Origin of the sequence: Rhizobium sp. JAB6 (genome assembly GCF_003024605.1) — a bacterium.
Taxonomy (GTDB): Bacteria; Pseudomonadota; Alphaproteobacteria; order Rhizobiales; family Rhizobiaceae; genus Rhizobium.
On sequence record NZ_PYJQ01000001.1, the window covers coordinates 421,787 to 442,402 of the forward strand.

22 protein-coding genes and 1 pseudogene are annotated in these 20,616 nt (G+C 60.7%); 10 read left to right on the forward strand and 13 right to left on the reverse strand.

Going from position 1 to position 20,616, the window contains the following annotated elements; translation table 11 throughout:
* The 3 genes from C7U61_RS02105 to C7U61_RS02115 all read right to left on the reverse strand — a co-directional run bounded on the left by C7U61_RS02105 (position 1) and on the right by C7U61_RS02115 (position 4,714).
* Positions 1 to 2,346, reverse strand: coding sequence for a methyl-accepting chemotaxis protein (locus C7U61_RS02105; protein WP_106996905.1), 2,346 nt, complete (start codon positions 2,344 to 2,346; stop codon positions 1 to 3).
* A 195-nt stretch (positions 2,347 to 2,541) separates the two neighbouring features.
* A complete protein-coding gene (locus tag C7U61_RS02110; protein ID WP_106996481.1) occupies positions 2,542 to 3,441 on the reverse strand; it encodes a ribokinase in 900 nt (299 codons plus the stop codon).
* A 94-nt stretch (positions 3,442 to 3,535) separates the two neighbouring features.
* On the reverse strand, positions 3,536 to 4,714 hold the full coding sequence (locus C7U61_RS02115; protein WP_106996482.1) for a DNA recombination protein RmuC: 1,179 nt from the start codon (positions 4,712 to 4,714) through the stop codon (positions 3,536 to 3,538).
* A 188-nt stretch (positions 4,715 to 4,902) separates the two neighbouring features.
* Here C7U61_RS02115 and def point away from each other — a divergent pair, with 188 nt between their 5' ends.
* From def to arsC, 6 genes are all read left to right on the forward strand, one after another.
* Positions 4,903 to 5,418, forward strand: coding sequence for a peptide deformylase (gene def, locus C7U61_RS02120; RefSeq protein WP_106996483.1), 516 nt, complete (start codon positions 4,903 to 4,905; stop codon positions 5,416 to 5,418).
* Positions 5,419 to 5,483: 65 nt separating this feature from the next.
* Positions 5,484 to 5,744, forward strand: coding sequence for a plasmid stabilization protein (locus C7U61_RS02125; protein ID WP_106996484.1), 261 nt, complete (start codon positions 5,484 to 5,486; stop codon positions 5,742 to 5,744).
* Positions 5,745 to 5,759: 15 nt separating this feature from the next.
* On the forward strand, positions 5,760 to 6,179 hold the full coding sequence (locus C7U61_RS02130; protein WP_106996485.1) for a type II toxin-antitoxin system VapC family toxin: 420 nt from the start codon (positions 5,760 to 5,762) through the stop codon (positions 6,177 to 6,179).
* 70 nt (positions 6,180 to 6,249) lie between these two features.
* Positions 6,250 to 7,197: a methionyl-tRNA formyltransferase gene (gene fmt, locus C7U61_RS02135; protein ID WP_106996906.1), complete on the forward strand. Its 948-nt coding sequence runs from the start codon at positions 6,250 to 6,252 to the stop codon at positions 7,195 to 7,197.
* Positions 7,197 to 8,003 (forward strand): tRNA pseudouridine(38-40) synthase TruA, encoded by an 807-nt coding sequence (gene truA, locus C7U61_RS02140; protein ID WP_106996486.1) that lies wholly within the window; start codon positions 7,197 to 7,199, stop codon positions 8,001 to 8,003. The genes fmt and truA overlap by 1 nt, the downstream gene beginning before the upstream one ends.
* The gene (gene arsC, locus C7U61_RS02145) at positions 7,981 to 8,382 is read left to right on the forward strand and encodes an arsenate reductase (glutaredoxin) (RefSeq protein ID WP_106996487.1); all 402 of its coding nucleotides are present in this window, start codon (positions 7,981 to 7,983) and stop codon (positions 8,380 to 8,382) included. The genes truA and arsC overlap by 23 nt, the downstream gene beginning before the upstream one ends.
* A 109-nt stretch (positions 8,383 to 8,491) precedes the next feature.
* Here arsC and C7U61_RS02150 read toward each other — a convergent pair whose 3' ends face one another.
* From C7U61_RS02150 to dapD, 3 genes are all read right to left on the reverse strand, one after another.
* Entirely contained in the window at positions 8,492 to 9,091 is a 600-nt protein-coding gene (locus C7U61_RS02150) for a hypothetical protein (RefSeq protein ID WP_106996488.1), read from the reverse strand.
* Positions 9,078 to 10,271 carry a succinyl-diaminopimelate desuccinylase gene (gene dapE / locus C7U61_RS02155; protein WP_106996489.1) on the reverse strand — a complete coding sequence of 398 codons (1,194 nt, stop codon included), beginning with the start codon at positions 10,269 to 10,271 and terminating at the stop codon, positions 9,078 to 9,080. Before dapE ends, C7U61_RS02150 begins: the two co-directional genes overlap by 14 nt.
* A gap of 159 nt (positions 10,272 to 10,430) precedes the next feature.
* Positions 10,431 to 11,288 carry a 2,3,4,5-tetrahydropyridine-2,6-dicarboxylate N-succinyltransferase gene (gene dapD, locus C7U61_RS02160; RefSeq protein WP_106996490.1) on the reverse strand — a complete coding sequence of 286 codons (858 nt, stop codon included), beginning with the start codon at positions 11,286 to 11,288 and terminating at the stop codon, positions 10,431 to 10,433.
* Positions 11,289 to 11,501: 213 nt separating this feature from the next.
* Between dapD and C7U61_RS02165 the strand changes: the two genes are divergently transcribed.
* Complete coding sequence (locus C7U61_RS02165; RefSeq protein WP_106996491.1) at positions 11,502 to 12,389, forward strand: LOG family protein; 888 nt, start codon at positions 11,502 to 11,504, stop codon at positions 12,387 to 12,389.
* 71 nt (positions 12,390 to 12,460) lie between these two features.
* On the opposite strand, the gene C7U61_RS02170 is transcribed toward C7U61_RS02165, so the two are convergent.
* Positions 12,461 to 13,189 carry a calcium-binding protein gene (locus C7U61_RS02170; RefSeq protein WP_106996492.1) on the reverse strand — a complete coding sequence of 243 codons (729 nt, stop codon included), beginning with the start codon at positions 13,187 to 13,189 and terminating at the stop codon, positions 12,461 to 12,463.
* Between the two features lie 113 nt (positions 13,190 to 13,302).
* Entirely contained in the window at positions 13,303 to 14,007 is a 705-nt protein-coding gene (locus C7U61_RS02175) for a pyrimidine 5'-nucleotidase (protein ID WP_106996493.1), read from the reverse strand.
* A 211-nt stretch (positions 14,008 to 14,218) separates the two neighbouring features.
* Between C7U61_RS02175 and C7U61_RS02180 the strand changes: the two genes are divergently transcribed.
* The gene (locus C7U61_RS02180) at positions 14,219 to 14,989 is read left to right on the forward strand and encodes an isocitrate lyase/phosphoenolpyruvate mutase family protein (RefSeq protein WP_106996494.1); all 771 of its coding nucleotides are present in this window, start codon (positions 14,219 to 14,221) and stop codon (positions 14,987 to 14,989) included.
* A 66-nt stretch (positions 14,990 to 15,055) separates the two neighbouring features.
* Here the strand turns inward: C7U61_RS02180 and argB are convergent, their stop codons facing one another.
* Positions 15,056 to 15,943 (reverse strand): acetylglutamate kinase, encoded by an 888-nt coding sequence (argB, locus tag C7U61_RS02185; RefSeq protein ID WP_069611182.1) that lies wholly within the window; start codon positions 15,941 to 15,943, stop codon positions 15,056 to 15,058.
* Between the two features lie 378 nt (positions 15,944 to 16,321).
* Here argB and C7U61_RS19590 point away from each other — a divergent pair.
* Both C7U61_RS19590 and C7U61_RS02200 read left to right on the forward strand, forming a co-directional pair.
* A pseudogene (locus C7U61_RS19590) lies at positions 16,322 to 16,627 on the forward strand (sigma factor-like helix-turn-helix DNA-binding protein); the annotation flags it as partial.
* Entirely contained in the window at positions 16,624 to 17,337 is a 714-nt protein-coding gene (locus C7U61_RS02200) for an anti-sigma factor (RefSeq protein ID WP_106996496.1), read from the forward strand. The pseudogene C7U61_RS19590 and the gene C7U61_RS02200, both read left to right, overlap by 4 nt.
* A 57-nt stretch (positions 17,338 to 17,394) precedes the next feature.
* Here C7U61_RS02200 and yihA read toward each other — a convergent pair whose 3' ends face one another.
* The 4 genes from yihA to rpmH all read right to left on the reverse strand — a co-directional run bounded on the left by yihA (position 17,395) and on the right by rpmH (position 20,611).
* Positions 17,395 to 18,054 (reverse strand): ribosome biogenesis GTP-binding protein YihA/YsxC, encoded by a 660-nt coding sequence (yihA, locus tag C7U61_RS02205; RefSeq protein WP_075855491.1) that lies wholly within the window; start codon positions 18,052 to 18,054, stop codon positions 17,395 to 17,397.
* 193 nt (positions 18,055 to 18,247) lie between these two features.
* Entirely contained in the window at positions 18,248 to 20,050 is a 1,803-nt protein-coding gene (yidC, locus tag C7U61_RS02210; protein ID WP_106996497.1) for a membrane protein insertase YidC, read from the reverse strand.
* Positions 20,050 to 20,451, reverse strand: coding sequence for a ribonuclease P protein component (gene rnpA / locus C7U61_RS02215; RefSeq protein WP_106996498.1), 402 nt, complete (start codon positions 20,449 to 20,451; stop codon positions 20,050 to 20,052). Before rnpA ends, yidC begins: the two co-directional genes overlap by 1 nt.
* Positions 20,452 to 20,476: 25 nt before the next feature.
* Complete coding sequence (rpmH, locus tag C7U61_RS02220; protein ID WP_041677194.1) at positions 20,477 to 20,611, reverse strand: 50S ribosomal protein L34; 135 nt, start codon at positions 20,609 to 20,611, stop codon at positions 20,477 to 20,479.
* Positions 20,612 to 20,616: the final 5 nt, after the last annotated feature.

Sequence of the window (20,616 nt, forward strand, 5' to 3'; positions counted from 1 at the left end):
TCAGAACTCTTCCCAGTCGTCCTGGGCGAGTGCATTGGCCCCTTGCGTCTGCGGAACTGCTTTTCGTGCCGGTGCGCTAGCGGGCGCTGCCGGCCGACGCGGGGCGGCAGGAGCCCGCATCTGCTGAGCGGCCGCCCGCAATGCGCCGGCATTGTCCTGGACGGCGCGGGCGGTCTGGAAGCGCGCAACGAGCGTCCTCAGCGACTGGGCTTCCTCGGCAAGAGCAACGCTCGAGGCTGTGGTCTCCTCGACCATCGCGGCATTCTGCTGGGTTACCTGGTCCATCTGGTTCATGGCCGAGTTGATTTCCTTCAGACCGATAGCCTGCTCGCTCGCAGAAGCGGAGATCTGGCGGATCAAGCCATTGATCTCCATGACCTGCTGGGCGATCTTGTGCAGGGCATTGCCCGTGCGGCCGACCAGATCGACGCCTTCCTTGACCTGTCCGGCCGAGGCGTTGATCAAGGTCTTGATCTCCTTGGCGGCATTGGCGGAGCGCTGGGCGAGCTCGCGCACTTCCTGCGCGACAACGGCGAAGCCCTTGCCGGCATCGCCGGCGCGGGCAGCTTCGACGCCGGCGTTGAGCGCGAGAAGGTTGGTCTGGAAGGCGATCTCGTCGATGACGCCGATGATGCGCGATACTTCCTGCGACGATTGCTCGATGCCGTGCATGGAGGCGATGGCCTTTTGCACGATCTCGCCGGAATGCTCGGCGTCCTCGGATGCGGCATTGACGCTGCTTGCCGCCGTCCGTGCGTTCTCGGCGCTGGAATTGACCTGCGCAGTCAGCTCGTTAAGGGCTGCCGCCGTTTCTTCCAGGCTTGCCGCCTGCTGTTCGGTGCGGCGGGCGAGGTCCGAAGCGCTGTTGCTGATTTCGCCCGTGCCGCTGCCGATATTGCCGACGCTGACATTGACGGTATGGACCGTCTCCTCGAGGCTCGCCAGCGCGGCATTGAAGTCCCGCTTGAGCTGGGCATATTCGCCGGGGAAGTCGTCCGTGATCCGTTGCGTGAGGTTGCCCTTGGAGAGCTCAGCAAGGCTGTGGCCGAGAACGCTGACGATATGGCGCTGAAGGGCGACGCTCTCGTTGCGTTCGCTCTCCGAGCGGCGGCGTTCACCTTCGGCAGCCAGGCGCTGGTCGTTGGCTTCACCTTCAAGGCGCTTGGTGTCGGCAAGCGCGAAGCGGAAACCTTCCAGAGCCTTGGCGACCGAGCCGACCTCATCGGCACGGGCCTGACCGGCGACCGGCTCAGCATAGTTGCCGGCGCTCAGGCGATCGACACTGGCGATGAGACCGGCGAGCGGTTTCCGCACGAAGTTGCGGACGGCGGCATAAAGAGCGAGCATGACGGCGGCGAGCACGAGGATGCCGGCGACGATCATCATATAGGTCTGATCGCGTACTGGTGCTGCGGTCGCGCTGTGCGGCACGTCGATAAGCACGATCCAGGTAGCGTTGAGGCCGGGAACGGCGAAGGGATAGACGACGCGGTCGAACGCTTCGCCGCCTTTTTCGGAAAGGTTCTTGAGGACGCTGGGAGAAGCGCTGGTCAGCGCCGCCTTGATGACGTCAGCGCCCGAGCCGTTATAATCCTTCATCAGCAGGTCGGCGCTTGGCGCGACCAGCCATTTGTTGTCCTGCGAAACCAGAAGTACGCGACCGGTGCCGAACGGCTGCATTTTCTGCAGCTTCGCGGAAAGCGAATTGAGGGAGATGTCGACGCCCGCGACGCCGATCAGCTTTCCGCCCGACATGACCGGATAAGCGATCGAGCTCATGGTTGTGGGAACCTCGGTGCCCTGCGCGAGATAGGGCGGTGTGATCGCGCCTTTGCCACTATCGGCAGCAAGCTTCCACCAGGCGGCGCTGTAATCATTATCGAAGGTCGAGAACTGGATGCCGCCATCCTTGGTCTTCGACCAGTAGGGCGTGAAGGCACCCTTGTCGTTGACGCCCTGGTCCTTGTTGTTGGCGAGCTCCGTCGTCTTGCCGTCGAAGGAGCCGAGCTGCTCGCAGAACCAGCTGCCGAAAGCAAAGGCATTCTGTTCGACATTCGCCTTGAGGATATTGATGATGCCCTTACGATCGAAGGTATGACCTTCGTGACCGCGGCCGATGACGGCGGCCATGGAACGGGCGGCGCTTGCCATTTCGCCGACATTTGCGGCGATCTCGTTGGAAATGGACTTGGCCTCGGTATTGGCCTGATCCATCGTCAGCGTCTCGACGCGATCGCGGGTCTGAGCAATCAGCAGAAAGTTGGAAACCAGCAGAACGAGTGCGATCGCCAGCCCGGTGACCAAGATGAGCTTGGCCGCAAGCGACTTCATACGAAAGATGAACATCATTTCCTCGAAAAAGCGATGCGTCGGATACACATTATCCGAATGCAAGGTCGGCGCAGGAGGGCCCTGTCATGGAGCCGCCGTTAAGATTCCTGCCGCAGCCGGAAGGCTATGCGCGCCAGGCCAGAGGAGAATGATACGGAAGCGCAAAAATTTAATTAATTGCGCTTCGTAGTGTTTGCAGAATTTTTAGCCTTAGAGCTTTTCGGCGACTTCGCCGGCAACGGGGATGGAGGGTTGTGCGCCGGCCTTCAGGCAGGCGAGCGAACCGGCGACGGCGGCACGACGCAGGCTGGCACGGAAATCCAGGCCCTCATCGAGACTCGCGGCAAAATAGCCGCAGAAAGTATCGCCGGCGCCGACGGTGTCGACCGGCTCGATGACGAGGCCCTTGGCGCGTGCAAGCTCGCCGTCGCGAATGGCAATCACGCCGTCGCCGCCAAGCGTGACGATCAGTGTCTGTCCGGTCTCTTCATGCAGGCGGACAAGGGCAGCCTCGCGCTCGGATGCCGACATATTGTCCTCACCGGCCAGTCTCTCGAATTCCGTTTCGTTGGCAATGACGATATCGGCAAGCCGGCCGAGGCGGGCGGCTTCCGGGATCAGCGGCGCGAGATTGAGCACGGTGCGCACGCCCTTTGCCTTCGCCGCATTCAGTGCCGTTTCCACGGCGGCCACCGGAATTTCGAGCTGCAGCATCAGCGTATCGCCGGCATTCAGAGCAGCAACGGCGGCGCTTGCATGTTCAGCGGTATTCGTACCGTTGGCACCCGGCACAACGGCGATCATGTTCTCGCCGTCACCGCCGACGAGTATGAGGGCCGTACCCGTCGGCTCGGAGACTCGCCTGACGGTGGAAAGATCGGTGCCCGCCGAATTGAGCAGGGCAAGCGCGGGCTCCGCGAAGGCATCATTGCCGACCGCCCCGCTGAGGCGGACCGTCGCACCGGCACGGCGTGCGGCGAGCGCCTGATTGGCACCCTTGCCCCCAGCCGCGGTGGAAAAGCCATTGCCGGCCACCGTTTCACCCGGCTTCGGCAAACGGTCCGTGGTGGCGATGAGGTCCATATTGATGGAGCCGAAAATAGTGATCATGCGATGTCCTGCCCTGGGTGTTGATCTTGCATGATCCCACTATCTTATGTCTTTGCGGATCATGCATTGATTGGGCGCGACACTGCCGAAGCGTTCAGTCTTCGTCAACTACCCTGAGCTTGAGTTGGCTTGTACGGTTGTCGACAGGCTTCGGCCGTTCTTCCGGCCGCACTTTAACAGGCTCCTTCACTGTCTCGAATTCCAGCGCCTCGATCCTTTCGCCGCGCCTTGCCAGCTTATCGGCCGAGGTGACGATCATGTCGACATCCTTCTGAGCCATGGCGAAATGGCCCTGCAGCTTGCGTACCCGCTCGTCCAGCCGCGAAAGGTCGTCCATCAGATGCGCCACCTCGCTCTGGATGACATGAGCCTGCTCTCGCATGCGCTGATCCTTCAGGACAGCTTGGATGACCTGGATCGATAGCATCAGCAGGGAGGGCGAGACGATGACGATACGGGCGCGCTGGGCCTTCTGCACGATCGCCTCGAAATTCTCGTGGATCTCCGCGAAGATCGACTCCGATGGCACGAAGAGAAAGGCCGTATCCTGCGTCTCGCCGGGGATCAGATATTTTTCCGCGATGTCGCGAATATGCAGCTCCAGATCCCGGCGGAACTGCTGTGCTGCGATCTTGCCATATTCGGGACTGGAGGCACTGCGGATGGCGTTCCAGGCCTCCAATGGAAACTTCGCATCGATGACAAGCGGCGGCGTGCCGTTCGGCATGCGCACGGTACAGTCAGGCCGTGAGCCGTTGGAAAGCGTCGCCTGGAACGTATAGGCGCCCATCGGCAGTCCGTCGGCGATGATGGTTTCCATGCGGGCCTGACCGAAGGCGCCCCGCGTCTGCTTGTTGGAGAGAATGGCCTGCAGCCCGACGACATCCTTGGCCAGCGTCTGGATATTGGTCTGGGCGGCATCGATGACGGCAAGTCTTTCCTGCAGACGGCGCAGGTTTTCATGGGTCGAGCGCGTCTGCTCACCGATCGTCGCCGTCACCCGCTGCGACATGCCGTCCAGGCGCTGGCCGATGGCGTGATTGAGCTCGGCCTGTCTGGAGCCGAAGACTTCTGCCATGGCGGCAAGCCGCCCCTGCATCTCCGCCTGCGACCGCAGCAGCGCCGCCATCGTGTGCTCGGCGTCGGGTGCGTCATCTTCCGCCCGTCCTCTGCCGCGGACGAAAAGAATGATCACTGCGATTGCAAGCAGGATGACGAGGCCGGTCAGAATCTGGACCGTGGAAATGGCTTGGCCGAAGAGGATGAAGGACATGAAACCTGGCGCGCGCTGGTGAAGTTCTCATCAACACCATAGCAAATTCGATATGAATATCCAGATCAAAACGTGAACAGAATTTCCGGATCGGTTCCGCGGACCTGAATGGCGGTTGTTGAAAAAACACGGCCTCACCGCCATCTTGGCGATTCCATCGCACAACAAGATGCGTTATGGGAAACGTCATGACGATCAAGCCACTCATCATTTTGCCCGATCCGCTGCTCCGCCAAGCCTCCAAGCCCGTCGAGCAGATCGATACCGAAATTCAGCGCCTCGCCGACGACATGCTGGAAACCATGTATGACGCGCCGGGCATCGGCCTTGCGGCGATCCAGATCGGCGTTCCCCGCCGCATGCTCGTCATCGACGTCGCGCGCGAAGGCGAAGAGAAGAAGCCGCTGGTCTTCATCAATCCGGAGATCGTTGCGTCGTCGGACGAGCGTTCGGTCTATGAGGAAGGCTGCCTTTCCATTCCGGATTACTACGCCGAGGTGGAGCGCCCAGCACGCGTTACCGTCAAGCATCTCGACCGCGACGGCAAGGAACAGCTCACCGAGGCCGATGGCCTGCTGGCGACCTGCGTGCAGCACGAGATCGACCATCTGAACGGCGTACTTTTCATCGACTATATTTCCCGCCTCAAGCGCGACATGGTGATCAAGAAGTTCACCAAAGCCGCCAAGTCCAAGGCTCTCTGATGCCCGGCCATTGAAAGATCGCCTTAAGGCGCCTATGATATCATTGATATCAAACGGAGGCGCGGGTGAGTGATCTTTTGATTCGCGGCATCGACGACAGCTTGAAGAAGCAGTTGCAGGCAAATGCCAATCGGCATGGCCGCAGCCTCTCGGATGAGGCGATCGAACTGCTGCGTCAATCGCTTGGACGCCAGCAGGGTGGAAGCAACTCGGCGGGGGAGCGATTGAGAGCAGTTCTTGGCGCGGAAAAGCTCAGCGAAGAGGAAATCGAGGCAATCAACGCTTTTCGGAATGCGCCGGATCGCGATCCACCCCATTTCGAATAGTCCTACGGCCTGCGCATGATCGTTCTGGACACGAATGTCGTATCGGAGCTGCAAGGACGACTGCATAGCGAGCGCATATTGTCCTGGCTTGATAGCGTCGCTATCGAGGCCGTTTTTCTGACCACCATCACCATCGGTGAGATTAGGTTTGGACTGGAACTCCTGGCTGACGGGAGGCGCAAGGCGGCATTGGTCGCGGAGCTGGATGCGATAGAGGCAGAGTTTTCGGGCCGCGTTCTGGGATTTTCGAGCAACGCAGCCCATCAATACGGAATAGTCTCCGCTCGTCGCCACAAGATTGGGCGAAGGATGGAAACGAAGGATGCCATGATCGCCGCCATCTGCCTCGCGAACGGTGCGACATTGGCAACGCGCAACACAAAAGACTTCGAGGGACTTGATCTCAAGCTCATAAACCCGTTTGAAGGCGGCTAGCGTTTGATCCGATGGCATGTGCTTTCGCCGCGGGTCGATCGAAACCTGATATCTTAGTCGGATGGATCGCATGTCGCTCAACATCATCTTTATGGGAACGCCCGAATTCTCCGTGCCGACATTGCGGTCCCTGATCGATGCCGGGCACAAGATTCGGGCCGTTTATACGCAGCCGCCGCGTCCCGGCGGCCGGCGCGGGCTGGACCTGCAGAAATCGCCGGTGCATCAGGCGGCCGAATTGCTGGGCCTGCCGGTCTTCACGCCCGTCAACTTCAAGGATCCCGACGAGCGCCAGCGCTTTCGCGATCTGGATGCCGATGTCGCCGTCGTCGTCGCTTATGGCCTGCTATTGCCGGAAGCGATCCTCACCGGTACGCGTCTCGGCTGCTATAATGGTCACGCCTCTCTGCTGCCGCGCTGGCGCGGGGCCGCGCCCATCCAGCGGGCTATTATGGCCGGCGACAAAAAAACCGGCATGATGGTGATGAAGATGGACAAGGGGCTCGATACCGGCCCCGTTGCGCTGACTCGCGAAGTCGAGATCGGCGACACCATGACTGCGGGCGAACTGCATGACAGGCTGATGCTCGTCGGCGCAAAAGCCATGGCCGAGGCGATGAACAAGCTGGAACATGACGAGTTGCCATTGGCGGCGCAGCCATCCGAAGGCGTCCTTTACGCCGCAAAGATCGACAAGAGCGAAACGCGCATCGATTTCGGCAGGCCGGCCGCCGATGTCCATAATCACATTCGTGGCCTGTCGCCCTTTCCCGGCGCCTGGTTCGAGGCGGAAATCGCCGGCCGCCCCGAGCGCATCAAGGTGCTCGGCTCGGAATTGGTAGAGGGCAGCGCCACAGCCGGCCAGGTGCTGACGGAAGATCTCGTCATTGCCTGCGCCTCCGGCGCCATCAGGCTCACGAAGCTGCAGAAGGCCGGCGGCAAACCCTTGGCGACGGCTGATTTCCTGCGCGGCACACCGATCTCGCCGGGAACCGTGCTCGCCTCGGAGCAAGCCTGATGCCGCGTTACAAAATGACCGTCGAATATGACGGCATTCCCTATGTCGGCTGGCAGCGTCAGGAAAATGGTCCCTCCGTGCAGGGCGCGATCGAGGGCGCCATCCTGTCCTTGACCGGCGAAACGGTTTCGATCCGCGGCGCAGGGCGGACCGATTCCGGCGTGCATGCCATGGGGCAGGTCATGCATGCCGATCTCTCCAAGGAATGGAAAGTCTATACGCTGCGCAATGCGCTGAATGCCCATCTGAAGCTTGCCGGGAACCGTATTGCCATTCTCGATATCGTCGAGGTCGATCAAAGCTTCGATGCGCGCTTTTCAGCCATCCGCCGTCACTATCTCTACCGCATCATCGCCCGCCGTGCGCCGCTTGCATTGGAAGCCGGACGTGCCTGGTGGGTGCCGAAGGATATGGATCACGAGGTCATGCATGCCGCGGCCCAGACCCTTGTCGGCCGGCATGATTTCACCACCTTCCGCTCGGCGCATTGTCAGGCAAACAGTCCGGTGCGCACGCTCGACCGGCTGGACGTCACGCGCAGCGGCGAGCTGATCGAGATCCGCGCCACGGCGCAAAGCTTCCTGCACAATCAGATCCGTTCTTTCGCCGGCACGCTGAAGCTTGCGGGCGAGGGCAAATGGACGCCCGACGATGTGCGCGCGGCTCTGGAGGCGAGGGATCGCAAGGCCTGCGGCCCTGTCGCCCCGCCGGATGGGCTCTATTTCATGCAGGTGGATTATCGCGGCGATGCCGGTTTGGCCGAAGACGAAGAGGAGACTATCGATGACGGTGACGATCTATCATAATCCTGCGTGCGGCACCTCGCGCAACACACTGGCGATGATCCGCCAGTCCGGCGAGGAACCCGTCGTCATCGAATATCTGAAGACGCCGCCGAGCCGGGAGGAGTTGGTGGAGCTCATTTCCGCCATGGGCCTGACGGCTCGCGATATTCTCCGGCAGAAGGGAACGCCCTATGACGAACTCGGCCTTGGCAATCCCGATCTCACCGAGGATCAGCTGCTTGACCGGATGATGGAGCACCCGATCCTGATCAACCGCCCGATCGTGGTGACCGAGAAAGGCGTGCGCCTCTGCCGTCCGTCGGAACTCGTGCTCGATATTTTGTCGAACTCGGATATCGGCCCGTTTACCAAGGAAGACGGCGAAATCGTCGTTCGTTAGGGCAATTCCAGGAAAAATGCGCAGCGGTTTCCGTCCGGAGTTGCGTCAAAACAAAGAGATGGAGCGGTCAGAGATTCCGTGAAAAGTTGAACCGCTCTGGACGCGGGCCTCACACCGGCGGATAGACGCCGAGAAAGCGTTGCAGGAAATCCGTAAGCAGCATGGTGGGGATCAGCAGCACCAGCGTCAGTACGCCGATGAAGAGCGGATGCGTGCCGCAGATCATTCGAAGCATGCGCGCCAGCGAAAAGATGATCGCCCCCATCAGGACGAGCCATAGCAGCGCCGCCAATCCACTGGAGCCGGGCACGAAGGCGATCAGGGCGATAAGCAGCGCATTGAGATAGGATGTCGGTACGCCAAGCCAGTTCACCACGACGACGATGGGCGTGAACTTCTCCCCGAAACGGAAAAACAGCAGCAATACGCCGGCAAGAACCAGCGGTATCACCCAGTTCGCCGCCTCGACCAGCGCCAACCTCAGAAAAAAGGCCAGACCGGTCGATGTTTCCGGTGGCATGGCACGCAGATAGGCCTGCTGCCACCAGAGCCAGGAAATGCCGATCGACGGCAGGCTCCAGAAAATCGCCCAGAAGGAACGCAGCATGCCGCGGTCCGAAATGTCCAGATACTGGAAGCCGCGTGCATCCATCCGGATCAGCAGCCACAGGCCGGACAGATAGTATTGGACTTCCTTAAAGCTCGGCATTCTCGAACCAGCGCTGAATGAAGGTCTGGTAGATCTCGGTCAGCGTTTCGAGATCCGAGAGCGCCACGCGCTCGTCGACCATATGCATGGTCTGGCCGACAAGCCCGAATTCCACGACGGGGCAGTAGTCCTTGATGAAGCGGGCATCCGAGGTGCCGCCGGTGGTCGACAGCGCCGGCCTTTGACCGGTGATGTTTTCGATGGCGGAGGAGAGCGAGGCGATCAGCGCATTGTTGCGCGTCAGGAAGACCTGGCTCGGACGCTCTGACCAGACGATGTCGTATTTGGTCGGCTCGCGGCCCGGGCGCAGCGACTGGTCGGCGGCTGCCGCATCCAGGCGCGCCAGGATTTCCGCCTTCAGCGTATCCGCCGTCCAGGTGTCGTTGAAGCGGATGTTGAAGGCGGCGGTCGCCTTGGCGGGAATGACGTTGGTGGCGGTATTGCCGACGTCGATCGTCGTCACTTCGAGGTTCGACGGCTGGAAATTGTCCGTGCCCGCGTCAAAGGGCGGGTCGAGCAGCGCTTCCGTCAGCTTGATGATGCTGCGCACCGGATTGTCGGCGAGATGCGGATAGGCGGCATGGCCCTGAACGCCGTGGACGGTGATGAAGCCGGAGATCGAACCGCGGCGGCCGATCTTGATCATGTCGCCGAGCCGCTCGGGGTTGGTCGGTTCGCCAACGAGCGAGGCATCCCATGTTTCGCCGCGCTCGGCCGCCCATTGCAGCAACTTCACCGTGCCGTTGATCGCCGGTCCCTCTTCGTCGCCGGTGATCAGGAAGGAGATCGAGCCGGCCGGCTTGCCATGCTTCTCGATATGGCGCGCAACCGCTGCCACGAAGCAGGCAATGCCGCCCTTCATGTCGACGGCGCCGCGGCCGAAAAGTTCGCCATCGGCGATTTCGGCGGCAAAGGGCGGATGGCTCCAGGAAGCGGCCTCGCCGACCGGCACGACATCCGTGTGGCCGGCAAACATCAGATGCGGTCCCTCGGTGCCGAGTCGGGCATAGAGGTTTTCGATATCGGCCGTTCCAGGCTCGCTCGCGGTCATCCGCTCGATCCTGAAGCCGAGCGGCTGCAGCATGCCGGCAAGCGCAGTCAGCGCGCCGCCTTCGGCCGGGGTGACGGAGGCGCAGCGGATCAGGGTCTGCAGGTTCGTGGTGGGATTCGTAACAGTCATCGGAGGCAACTTATCCGGCGGGAAATGGCAAAGCGATGGCAAAGGATCGATGACGACTCGAAAATCCTTGCCGCGATTCCAGCAATCGCACAGGCATGCTCACCCGGCAAGCATAAGGGACGCGCGGTATGGCGACCGCGCATCCAAAATTTTGCGAGATTAGTCGCGCAGCAGTTCGTTGATGCCGGTCTTCGAGCGGGTCTTTTCGTCCACGCGCTTGACGATGACGGCGCAATAGAGGCTCGGAGCGGGCTGGCCGTTCGCCATGGTATTGCCGCTCGGCAGCGCGCCGGCGACGACGACCGAGTATGGCGGAACTTCGCCATAGGTGATTTCGCCGGTGGCACGATCGACGATCTTCGTGGACTTGCCGATGAAGACGCCCATGCCGAGCACGGAACCTTCGCGGATGATGCAGCCTTCGACGACTTCGGAGCGGGCGCCGATGAAGCAATTGTCTTCGATGATCGTCGGGCCGGCCTGCATCGGCTCCAGCACGCCGCCGATGCCGACGCCGCCGGAAAGATGCACATGCTTGCCGATCTGGGCGCAGGAACCGACGGTCGCCCAGGTATCGACCATGGTGCCTTCGCCGACATAGGCGCCGAGATTGACGAAGGACGGCATCAGGATTGCGTTGGGGGCGATATAGGCGGAGTGGCGCACGACGGCGTTCGGTACGGCGCGGAAGCCCGCTTCGCGAAAGCGGTTCTCGCCCCAGCCTTCGAACTTCGAGGGAACCTTGTCCCACCAGGTGGCATTGCCGGGGCCGCCTTCGACGATCTTCATGTCGTTCAGGCGGAAGGAGAGCAGAACCGCTTTCTTGAGCCACTGGTTGACGCTCCAGTTGCCGTCGACACCACGTTCGGCCACGCGAACCTTGCCGCTATCGAGGAGATTGAGCGCCGTCTCGACTGCGTCGCGGACCTCGCCGCGCGTCGACGTGTTCACATTGTCGCGATTGTCGAAGGCAGCCTCGATGGACTTTTCGAGGGAGGCGAGGTCGGTAGCGCTCATGGGAATTCCTTACAACGTCAGGGCCTATCGTGATTTCCGGATAAAGGTCCGGATGCGGTCGATTGGTCCTATAGCATGGATGCTGAAAATGGAATGTCTTTTCCGCGCCGATTGAGCTTGGATTCAAGGCGTTGTAGGGCATATGCAAGAGGTTGGCTATTTCTGTTCGCGGACGAAACGGCCCGTCATGATCGGTTTGAAAGGCATGAATAGATGAGCAAGACGAAGAACGGCAGGCTGAGGCGCAAGGACGGGGTATGGGACCCGTTGAAGACGAGCTCGGCGGACAAGCAGCGGGCGGAGTCGGTGCCGCGCACGCCGCAGTCCATGTCGCCGTCCTACCGTCTTGCCTATGCCGATGAGGATTTCCTGTGCCGTGAGGAACTGCGGCCGATCCGCCTGCAGCTGGAACTGCTGAAGACCGAAATGTCACTCGCCGAGCGAGGCATCAAATCGACGGTCGTCATGTTCGGCGGTGCGCGTATTCCCGCCCCCGGTACCAACGCCTGGGCCGCCCGCAACGAGATGCAGCGCGCCAATCTCGAGGCGGCATCGGTCTATTACGAAGAGGCGCGCAAGTTTGCGCAGCTTTGCTCGCGCTATTCCGCCGGCTTCGACTTCCATGAATATGTCGTCGTCACCGGCGGCGGTCCCGGCGTGATGGAAGCAGGCAATCGCGGCGCGGCCGAAGAAGGTGCTCCCTCGATCGGCCTCAACATCGTCCTGCCGCATGAGCAGGCGCCGAACGCCTATGTGACGCCGGAACTCAGCTTCAACTTCCATTATTTCGCGATCCGCAAGATGCACTTCATGGTGCGCGCCAAGGCGATCGCGGTGTTCCCGGGCGGCTTCGGCACGCTCGACGAATTGTTCGAGTGCCTGACTCTGATCCAGACCGGCCGCATGGAGCGCCTGCCGCTCATTCTCTTCGGCGAAAAATTCTGGCGCAGCATCATCAATTTCGATGCGCTGGCGGAGTTCGGCACTATCGCGCCCGACGATGTGGACCTCATCAGCTTCGTCGATACCGCCGACGCGGCCTGGAAGATCGTCACCGATTTCTACGAGCACGACAACGGCCATCCCGAAAACGGCCATTGACAACGAAAAGCCCGCCGTCGCGTGGGCGAGGGCGGGCTTTTGTTCTTGGGACCGTTGCCGGAGCGATCGGCTTACAGCAGCGGCCGGCCTGGCATGTCGTCAAGGTTGACGACACCGTCATGGTTGCGGTCCAGCCGGTCGAAGAGCTTGTTCACGGCGTCTTCGGCTTCCTTCTTGCTGATCTGGCCGCTTTCGTCGGTATCGGCAAAGCGGAAGACCATTGCGCCGCGCATGAAGCCACCTTCATGCATGAAGCGGCCATGGGCTCCGTGATGGCGATGGCCTTCGCCGCCCTTGTCGTTGTCATTGTCGTTTTGAGCCTGGTCGCTCTTGGACTGGTCGGCCGGAGCCTGGTTGTCTTGCGCCTGATTACTTGGGGCCTGACTACCTGGGGCCTGATCGTTTTGAGCTTGGCCGCCGCCCTGTGCTTGGCCATTTTGAGCCTGATCGCCATTGGCCTTGGCGCGCTCGGCTTTCCATTCCTTGAGGCGTTCCTGCCGGTAGGCGCGATATTCGCCGGGGGTGATTTCACCGTCATGGTTCACGTCGATCTGGTCGAAGATCTTGTCGACGCCGGCCTTGACTTCATCCTTGGTAAGCTTCGTATCGCCGGGATTGCCGAATTCCTTCAGCATGCGCACGTAAAGGACTTCAGGCGAAACATGTGGTCTGTGCCAGCGGCCGTGATGATGCCTGCCCTCACCGTCGCCATCATGCGAAGCCGCAAGCGCCATCTGTGCGGCACCGCCTAGAAGCAGGGTTGCGGAAAGACCGGCCAGAAGAAGTTTTTTCCCGTTCATCGCTTTTCCTTTCGTGTCGAGGAATGGTCAAACGATACGGCTGGCGGTCGAAAACGACCAATTAAACCTCTGTAAGGCGCATGAAACTTTCGTAACCACGTCCTGATGAACCGTTAAACCAGCGCTTTGAGAAAGGCGGTGAGGTCGTCGGTCACGTAGTCGATGTGATCGTCTTCGCCGGTGGTCCGTTCCCACCATTCGACGACTGTCGTCTCGAGATTTTGCGGCACGAGAAGCACCGTTTTCATGCCGAGCGCCTTTGGCACAGTGAGGTTGCGCGGCAGGTCCTCGAACATGACCGCCTTCTTCGTGTCCACGCGATGAAGGCTCATGAACTTGTCATAGGTGCTGCCGGCCGGTTTCGGCACATAGTCGGCCGCGACGATGTCGAAAATGTCGTCGAAATTTTCGAGAATGCCGAGCGCGCCGGCCGTGGCTTCGGCATGCTTGACGCTGCCGTTGGTGAAGATGAACTTGCGTCCCGGCAGCGCCTTGATGGCGGCGGCGAGTTCCGGCTGCGGCGTCAGCGCCGAATAGTCGATCGCGTGCGCCTTCTCCAGGAAGTCATTGGGATCGATGCCGTGATGGATCATCAATCCCTGCAGGGTCGTGCCGTGATCGAGATAATATTGCTTCTGCAGCTTGCGGGCGTCTTCGCGCTCCATCTGCAGGAGGGCCGAGACGTAGGCCGTCATGTTCTTGTCGATCTGCGCGAAGAGATCGACATGATGCGGATAAAGCGTGTTGTCGAGATCGAATACCCAATCGCGGATGCCGGAGAAATCTGAAGGTTCGCATAGCGTTTTTGTCTGGCTCATGCCGTCTTATGACACCCCGTTCCGGGCTGGGGAAGGAAAATATTCATGCTGCTGCATCTCGCCGATTCTGGGAGATTATGGCGCGACCGCTGCCGGCTAGGATTTTACTGTTGCTTTCCGGGGTTTTACTCTATTTCCCTTGTGAGTGAGGGCTTACGCTCTTTCTGGTCGCGGAGGGAAATCGCCCGGCCGGGCTTTCGGAGGGGATGCGATGAGTCAGGTGGAAAAGGCACAGGAATTCGCGCGGCTGCATAAGAAGGGCGAGCCGCTGATCCTTTTCAATATTTGGGATGCCGGCTCTGCCAAGGCCGTCACGGAGGCCGGCGCGAAGGCGCTGGCGACGGGAAGCTGGTCGGTCGCGGCAGCGAATGGCTTCGGTGACGGCCAGGCCATTCCGTTATCATTGCTGGCGGTGACCGCCCGGCTGATTTCGGTGACGAGCCCGTTGCCGCTGTCCGTTGATTTCGAAGGCGGTTACGCCGTCGAACCCGAGGAGGTCGCCGCTAATGTCGAAAAGATCATGGATCATGGCGCGATCGGCATCAATTTCGAAGATCAGGTGATCGGCGGCCAGGGCGTTCATCCTATCGAGGTGCAGACGGCACGCATCCGCGCCATCCGGGATATGGCTGACCGCCGGGAAATGCCGTTATTCATCAATGCCCGCACTGATCTTTTTCTGCAGGAAAGCGACACGGCGCATCATCAGCTCCTTCTCGATGAAGCCTATCGCCGCGCCGATGCCTTTGCCAAGGCCGGCGCTAGCGGCTTTTTCGCCCCGGGGCTCGTCGAGCCGGAATTGATCGGAGATCTTTGCGAGCGTTCGCCCCTGCCGGTCAACATCATGGTGCGGCCGACGACGCCGGACAATGAAACCATGGCAAGGCTGGGCGTCAGCCGCATCAGCTATGGGCCGGCTCCCTATCGCTCCGTCATGGGAATGCTGAAGAGCGAGGCCGAAGCGATCTATCGGCCGTCCTGACGAACCTGCCGGTGCTTCGCAATTCTGTTTGCGACGCACCGTCGGGATAGTGCGGACGAGGCCGTCTTACGGAACGATCAGCGTGCCCGCGCCGCGCTCGGTGAAGATTTCGAGCAGCACGGAGTGCGCCGTCTTGCCGTTGAGAATGACGACGCCCTGAACACCGGCCTTGATGGCGTCGATGCAGGTCTCGACCTTCGGGATCATGCCGCCGGAAATCGTGCCGTCGGCAATCAGGGCATGGGCCTGGGCGACGGACAATTCCTTGATGAGCTGGCCCTGCTTGTCGAGCACGCCCGGAACATCCGTCAGAAACAGCAGGCGCGTGGCACTGAGCGCGCCGGCGATCGCGCCGGCAAAGGTATCGGCATTGATGTTGTAGGTCGCGCCGTCACGGCCGGGCGCGACCGGGGCGATGACCGGGATCATCTCGGACTTGGCAAGCAGGTCGAGCAGCGTGCGGTCCACTTCGACCACTTCGCCGACGAAACCGAGATCGAGCACGCGCTCGATGTTGGAATCCGGGTCCTTGATGGTCTTGTGCGCTTTTTCGGCGAAGACCATGTTGCCGTCCTTGCCGCAGAGGCCGATCGCCCATTCGCCGGTCTGGTTGATCAGCGCGACGATTTCCTTGTTGATCGAGCCGGCGAGCACCATTTCGACAATTTCGACCGTCTTCTGGTCGGTGACGCGCAGCCCGCCTTCGAACTTCGATTCGATCCCCATCTTCGTCAGCATCGCGCCGATCTGCGGGCCGCCGCCATGGACGACGATCGGGTTGACGCCGGACTGCTTCAGGAGCGCGATATCGGCCGCAAAGGCCTTGCCAAGTTCGACATTGCCCATGGCGTGACCACCATATTTCACGACGATGGTCTTGTTTTCATACCGCTGCATATAGGGCAGCGCCTGTGCGAGCAGGTTGGCTTGGAGTTCGCTTTGGGCTTCGGACATGGTGCACCCTTCGGAATTGTTCGCGGGCCTTTTATCTCAAGTTTTTGACAGAGGGAATAATGATCTCGGGAATAAAGCATGTCGCGCAAAACTGTGGCAGCGGTTTTGCGATAACACGGGCGCTCAAATGTCTAAGCGCGAAAAACCTGTCTGTGAAAGATCGCGCTGTGCTTGAGCTGACGCTGTGTCACATCCGCGTCGCCGAATTTGATGACGTCGGCACGTTTGCCGCAGGATAGTTTCCTTCTAAAGATGGTGCAGGCATTGCGATCGGGGAGCTGAATGGCGAGCGGGGAGACGTAAGCGCTGATCGGCCGCGTGCGGCAGCGCCGATAATTTGTGATCGCGAGAGGACCGGTCATGGCTCGATTGAGGAACATCGCAGGCAAGCGAACCATTGATTTTGGCATGCCCGCAAGCCGATAGCCGGCGAGACGGGGAGTGCCCATCGTCTCGCCGGCCCGGAATACGGTGCCGAAGAGCAAGCAATGGCAAAGGGAGAGGGAAGGCGGATTGACAGGTGCATGGAAGAGTTGGAAGCTGATCGCGCGCGGGCTGTTCGCAGCGCCTATGTCGAGGCTTGAGCTACCAGGAGCTCGCCGACCAACACGCTGCACCATGACCACGATGCGCACCTGGCTGCGCCGAAGCCTGATTAGACTGAGAGAGTGCATGGACCGATGAGTACGCCCGATCAAAGCAAGGGAGGCCGCTCCCGCGATGAAGTCCTGGCTGGAGAATATGTGCTTGGCGTGCTCTCCCTGGAGGACCGGCAGAAGGTTGAGCGCCGCATGCGCAGCGACCGCCAGTTTGCCGCCATCGTCAGCCGCTGGGAGCAGAACCTCTCGGAATTCAACGAGGAATACGAAGCGGTGACGCCGTCTTCTTCGGTCTATCCGAAGATGGAAAAGCGCATTTTCGGCAACGTGGCATTCGGTGCCCAGCTCTGGAACTCTCTTTTGGTCTGGCGCTCGGTGGCCTTCGGTTCATTGTTCTTGGCGGCTGGGGTTCTGGTCTTTGCCATCACCAATGAAGGCACCCTGCGTGGGACATCGGGCAAGCAATTGACTGCATCCCTTTCCGGTCAGAACAGCCCGATCGCGCTGCTCGCCAATTATGATGTTAGCAACGGCCGTTTGAAGGTGACGCCGGTGGCGGCCGGCAAACCGGAAGATAAGTCGCTTGAGCTCTGGCTAATTCGCGGCAGCGACCCCGCCGAGGCGCTTGGCGTTCTGCCGCAGGGCGGCGATGGTGAAATCGTTCTGCCGCCGGAACTTCACGGTAAATTAACAGAGGGCGCGATCATCGCCGTCAGCGTCGAACCCTTTGGCGGTTCGCCGGCCGGCAAGCCGACGGGCGATGTGGTCGCTTCCGGCACGATCCACCTGCCCTGAGGAATTTCTGTTCGCGAAAGGGCTGGCGGTGGCCGCCTTATTCCATCTGTGCGGTTTTCAGACCTGGATGCCGACCGTCAGGCCAATAGCTTCGCGCAATTCCTGAAGACCAACGCCTTTTTCCGACGACGTGGCAAGGATGCCGGGATAGGCGGCCGGGCGCTTGCGAATTTTTTCGGCGGTATCGGCGAGCAGCTTGGGTATGCCCGCCTCCTTGATCTTGTCGGTCTTGGTCAGCACGATCTGATAGGAAACGGCGGCCTTGTCGAGGAGGTCCAGAACCTCCGCATCGTTCTTCTTGATACCGTGGCGGCTGTCGATCAGCACATAGACGCGTTTCAGCGTCGTGCGCCCGCGCAGATAGTCGAAGACCAGCTTCGTCCAGGCATCGACCTGATCCTTCGGCGCTTCGGCATAGCCATAGCCGGGCATGTCAACCAGAGCCATGGGCGGCAGGTCGCCGCCCTCGCCGGAAAAGCCGTCGGGAACAAAATAGTTGAGCTCCTGGGTGCGTCCCGGCGTATTCGAGGTCCGCGCCAGTCCCTTATGTCCGACCAAGGCATTGATCAGCGACGACTTGCCGACGTTGGAGCGGCCGGCGAAGGCGATTTCCGGCGGGCCTTCCGGCGGCAGAAATTTCATCGACGGCACGCCGCGGATGAAAATCCACGGTCGTCCGAAAAGCGGCTTGTCGTCTTTGGTCGTCTGGTCGGCCATTTGCTCGGTCTTTTCGCCTGGTTTGATGGTCTGGCTTCGGGGTTTTGCCCCTGAAAGTCAAGTTTCGATCGCGCGATGCGGATATTCTTGAATTCTTCCGCCAAAATCTCGCCCCGGGCGGCATGAGAGCTGAGAGTTGCAGCAAAACGGGCGCTAAAAAAGAGAAGCCCCGCCGATGAAGCGGGGCTTGCCGTCATTTCGATGGCGCCGGTTTTCGTTTGAAGAGGCCCTTCAGATTGTCGAAGAGTTCCACCTTCACGCCGTGGCGCTTCATGATGATCGACTGCTGGATGACCGAGAGCGTGTTGTTCCAGGCCCAGTAAATCACGAGGCCGGCCGGGAAGCTTGCCAGCATGAACATGAATACCAGGGGCATCCAGTTGAAGATCATCGCCTGGGTTGGATCGGGCGGCGTCGGGTTCATGCGCATCTGCAGGAACATGGTGATGCCCATGATCAGCGGCCAGACGCCGAGATGCAGGAAGGTCGGGGCCGCAAAGGGCAGCAGGCCGAACAGGTTGACGATCGAGGTCGGATCCGGCGCGGAAAGATCCTGGATCCAGCCGAAGAACGGCGCATGGCGCATCTCGATGGTGATATAGATCACCTTATAGAGCGAGAAGAAGATCGGGATTTGCAGAAGTACCGGCCAGCAGCCCGCGATCGGGTTGATCTTCTCTTCCTTGTAGAGCTGCATGGTCGCCTGCTGCAGGGCCATGCGGTCGTCGCCGAACTTGGCCTTCAGCTCCTCCATCTTCGGCTGCACGCGCTTCATGTTCGCCATGGAGGCATATTGCCGGCTGGCGAGCGGGAAGAAGAGCGCCTTGACGACGATGGTCGTGCAGAGGATGGCGACGCCGAAATTGCCGAAGTAGCGGAAGAAGAAATCCATCAGCTTGAACATCGGCTTGGTGATGAAATAGAACCAGCCCCAGTCGATCAGGCGGTCGAAGCGTGGGATCGAGTAGCTCGTCTCATAACGGTCGATGACCGGAACTTCCTTGGCGCCGGCAAAGACCAGGTTCTTCAGATCCTGCGACTGCCCGGGAGCGATGGTGATGGCATCCTGCTTGTAATCGGCCTGATAGCGCGGCGTACCGTCGGTGAAGTGCGAGAAGCGTGCGTCATACGCCGTCGACTGCGGCGGCACGATCGTCGCGGCCCAGTATTTGTCGGTCATGCCGAGCCAGCCGCCGGTTGCCTTGGCGGGCGTCGTAGCCTCCTTTTCGGTCGATGCGTACTTGGTCTCGATCAGGCCATCATCGCCGATGACGCCGATGAAACCTTCATGCAGGACGTAGGCCGACGGCGTCTCGGGCTTGTTGTACCGGGTGACACGGCCATAGCTCGACAGCGAAACCGGAGCCTGTCCGGCGTTGGCGATCTTGTCGCTGATCGTAAACATGTAGCGATCGTCGACGGAGATTGTGCGGGTAAAGGTGATGCCCTTGTCATTGGTGTAGGAGAGCGTCACCGGCGTTTTGTCGGTCAGCTTGTCCCCGCTTGTCAGCTTCCACACGGTCGAAGGGCCGGGCACGGTACCGGTCGCGTCGCTGCCGACATAGCCGAGCTCGGTGAAATAGCCGTCCTTGGTGTCGGCCGGGCTGAACAGCGTAATGATCGGACTGCTCTTATCGACGGTCTCGTGATAGCTCTTGAGGCGGAGATCGTCGAGGCGGGCGCCTTCCAGGTTGATGGAGCCGGCAAGGGCCGGCGTATCGATGACAACGCGCGAGGATGCGGTCTTTTCGACGGACTGGTCACGGGTGAGGACCGCCGAGTTCATCTGGCCGTTCGCCGGCAGCGAACCGTTCACCGCAGTGCCCGCAGGAGCTGGCTGCGTCGTCTGGGCCTGCTGGGTCTGCTGGTGGGCCTTGGCGGCCTGCTCGGCCTGGCGCTGCGCTTCGAGGCGCGGGTTCATGTAGAAAAACTGCCAGCCGAGAACAATCAGCACGGACAGTGCAATTGCAATGAAGTAATTGCGGTTGTTTTCCATCATACTTTCCTGGAGCGGTCCTTTTCCGACCGCCGGTGTTTCGGCCTGGTTTCGATGCGGCTTACGAGTTCGCTCGCCAGTTTTTCGAAAGGCGCGGTCAGCACCTCGCGTCGCGCGACAACCACATAGTCGTGTCCGGGCTGCATTGCAAACCCGGCGTGAAGCCGCACGGCTTCTTTCAGCCTGCGCCGCATGCGGTTGCGCTCCACCGCGTTGCCATGTTTTTTGGTAACGGTAAAACCAACGCGGGGTTCGGCGTCGGTAGTCTTGCGGTCCAGCATTTCGATGAGGAAGAAGCTGCCTCTGCGCTTTTCGCCTTCGCGGACTGCAAGAAACTGCGGCCGGCTTTTCAGCCGCCCGACAGTCTTTTTGGGTCGCTCATTCGTCAATTTGCCCGCCATCCTGGATTATCGGGCACTTCGGCGCTTAGGCCGAAAGGCGCTTGCGGCCGCGGTTACGGCGAGCGGAAAGAACCGCGCGGCCGCCCTTGGTGGCCATGCGCGCACGGAAGCCGTGACGACGCTTGCGGACAAGCTTGGATGGTTGGTAGGTACGCTTCATTTATT

Excerpts from the sequence above, each read along its gene's own strand:
- dapD (WP_106996490.1), bottom strand. The coding sequence starts at position 11,288 with ATGAGCGCTACCGACCTCGCCTCCCTCGAAAAGTCCATCGAGGCTGCC.
- dapE (WP_106996489.1), bottom strand. The coding sequence starts at position 10,271 with ATGACTGTTACGAATCCCACCACGAACCTGCAGACCCTGATCCGCTGC.
- C7U61_RS02130 (WP_106996485.1), top strand. The coding sequence starts at position 5,760 with ATGATCGTTCTGGACACGAATGTCGTATCGGAGCTGCAAGGACGACTG.
- C7U61_RS02175 (WP_106996493.1), bottom strand. The coding sequence starts at position 14,007 with ATGAGCCAGACAAAAACGCTATGCGAACCTTCAGATTTCTCCGGCATC.
- C7U61_RS02170 (WP_106996492.1), bottom strand. The coding sequence starts at position 13,189 with ATGAACGGGAAAAAACTTCTTCTGGCCGGTCTTTCCGCAACCCTGCTT.
- C7U61_RS02200 (WP_106996496.1), top strand. The coding sequence starts at position 16,624 with ATGAGTACGCCCGATCAAAGCAAGGGAGGCCGCTCCCGCGATGAAGTC.
- C7U61_RS02105 (WP_106996905.1), bottom strand. The coding sequence starts at position 2,346 with ATGTTCATCTTTCGTATGAAGTCGCTTGCGGCCAAGCTCATCTTGGTC.
- C7U61_RS02115 (WP_106996482.1), bottom strand. The coding sequence starts at position 4,714 with ATGTCCTTCATCCTCTTCGGCCAAGCCATTTCCACGGTCCAGATTCTG.
- def (WP_106996483.1), top strand. The coding sequence starts at position 4,903 with ATGACGATCAAGCCACTCATCATTTTGCCCGATCCGCTGCTCCGCCAA.
- rnpA (WP_106996498.1), bottom strand. The coding sequence starts at position 20,451 with ATGGCGGGCAAATTGACGAATGAGCGACCCAAAAAGACTGTCGGGCGG.
- C7U61_RS02165 (WP_106996491.1), top strand. The coding sequence starts at position 11,502 with ATGAGCAAGACGAAGAACGGCAGGCTGAGGCGCAAGGACGGGGTATGG.
- truA (WP_106996486.1), top strand. The coding sequence starts at position 7,197 with ATGCCGCGTTACAAAATGACCGTCGAATATGACGGCATTCCCTATGTC.
- argB (WP_069611182.1), bottom strand. The coding sequence starts at position 15,943 with ATGTCCGAAGCCCAAAGCGAACTCCAAGCCAACCTGCTCGCACAGGCG.
- C7U61_RS02110 (WP_106996481.1), bottom strand. The coding sequence starts at position 3,441 with ATGATCACTATTTTCGGCTCCATCAATATGGACCTCATCGCCACCACG.
- yidC (WP_106996497.1), bottom strand. The coding sequence starts at position 20,050 with ATGGAAAACAACCGCAATTACTTCATTGCAATTGCACTGTCCGTGCTG.
- rpmH (WP_041677194.1), bottom strand. The coding sequence starts at position 20,611 with ATGAAGCGTACCTACCAACCATCCAAGCTTGTCCGCAAGCGTCGTCAC.
- C7U61_RS02150 (WP_106996488.1), bottom strand. The coding sequence starts at position 9,091 with ATGCCGAGCTTTAAGGAAGTCCAATACTATCTGTCCGGCCTGTGGCTG.
- C7U61_RS02180 (WP_106996494.1), top strand. The coding sequence starts at position 14,219 with ATGAGTCAGGTGGAAAAGGCACAGGAATTCGCGCGGCTGCATAAGAAG.
- fmt (WP_106996906.1), top strand. The coding sequence starts at position 6,250 with ATGTCGCTCAACATCATCTTTATGGGAACGCCCGAATTCTCCGTGCCG.
- arsC (WP_106996487.1), top strand. The coding sequence starts at position 7,981 with ATGACGGTGACGATCTATCATAATCCTGCGTGCGGCACCTCGCGCAAC.
- yihA (WP_075855491.1), bottom strand. The coding sequence starts at position 18,054 with ATGGCCGACCAGACGACCAAAGACGACAAGCCGCTTTTCGGACGACCG.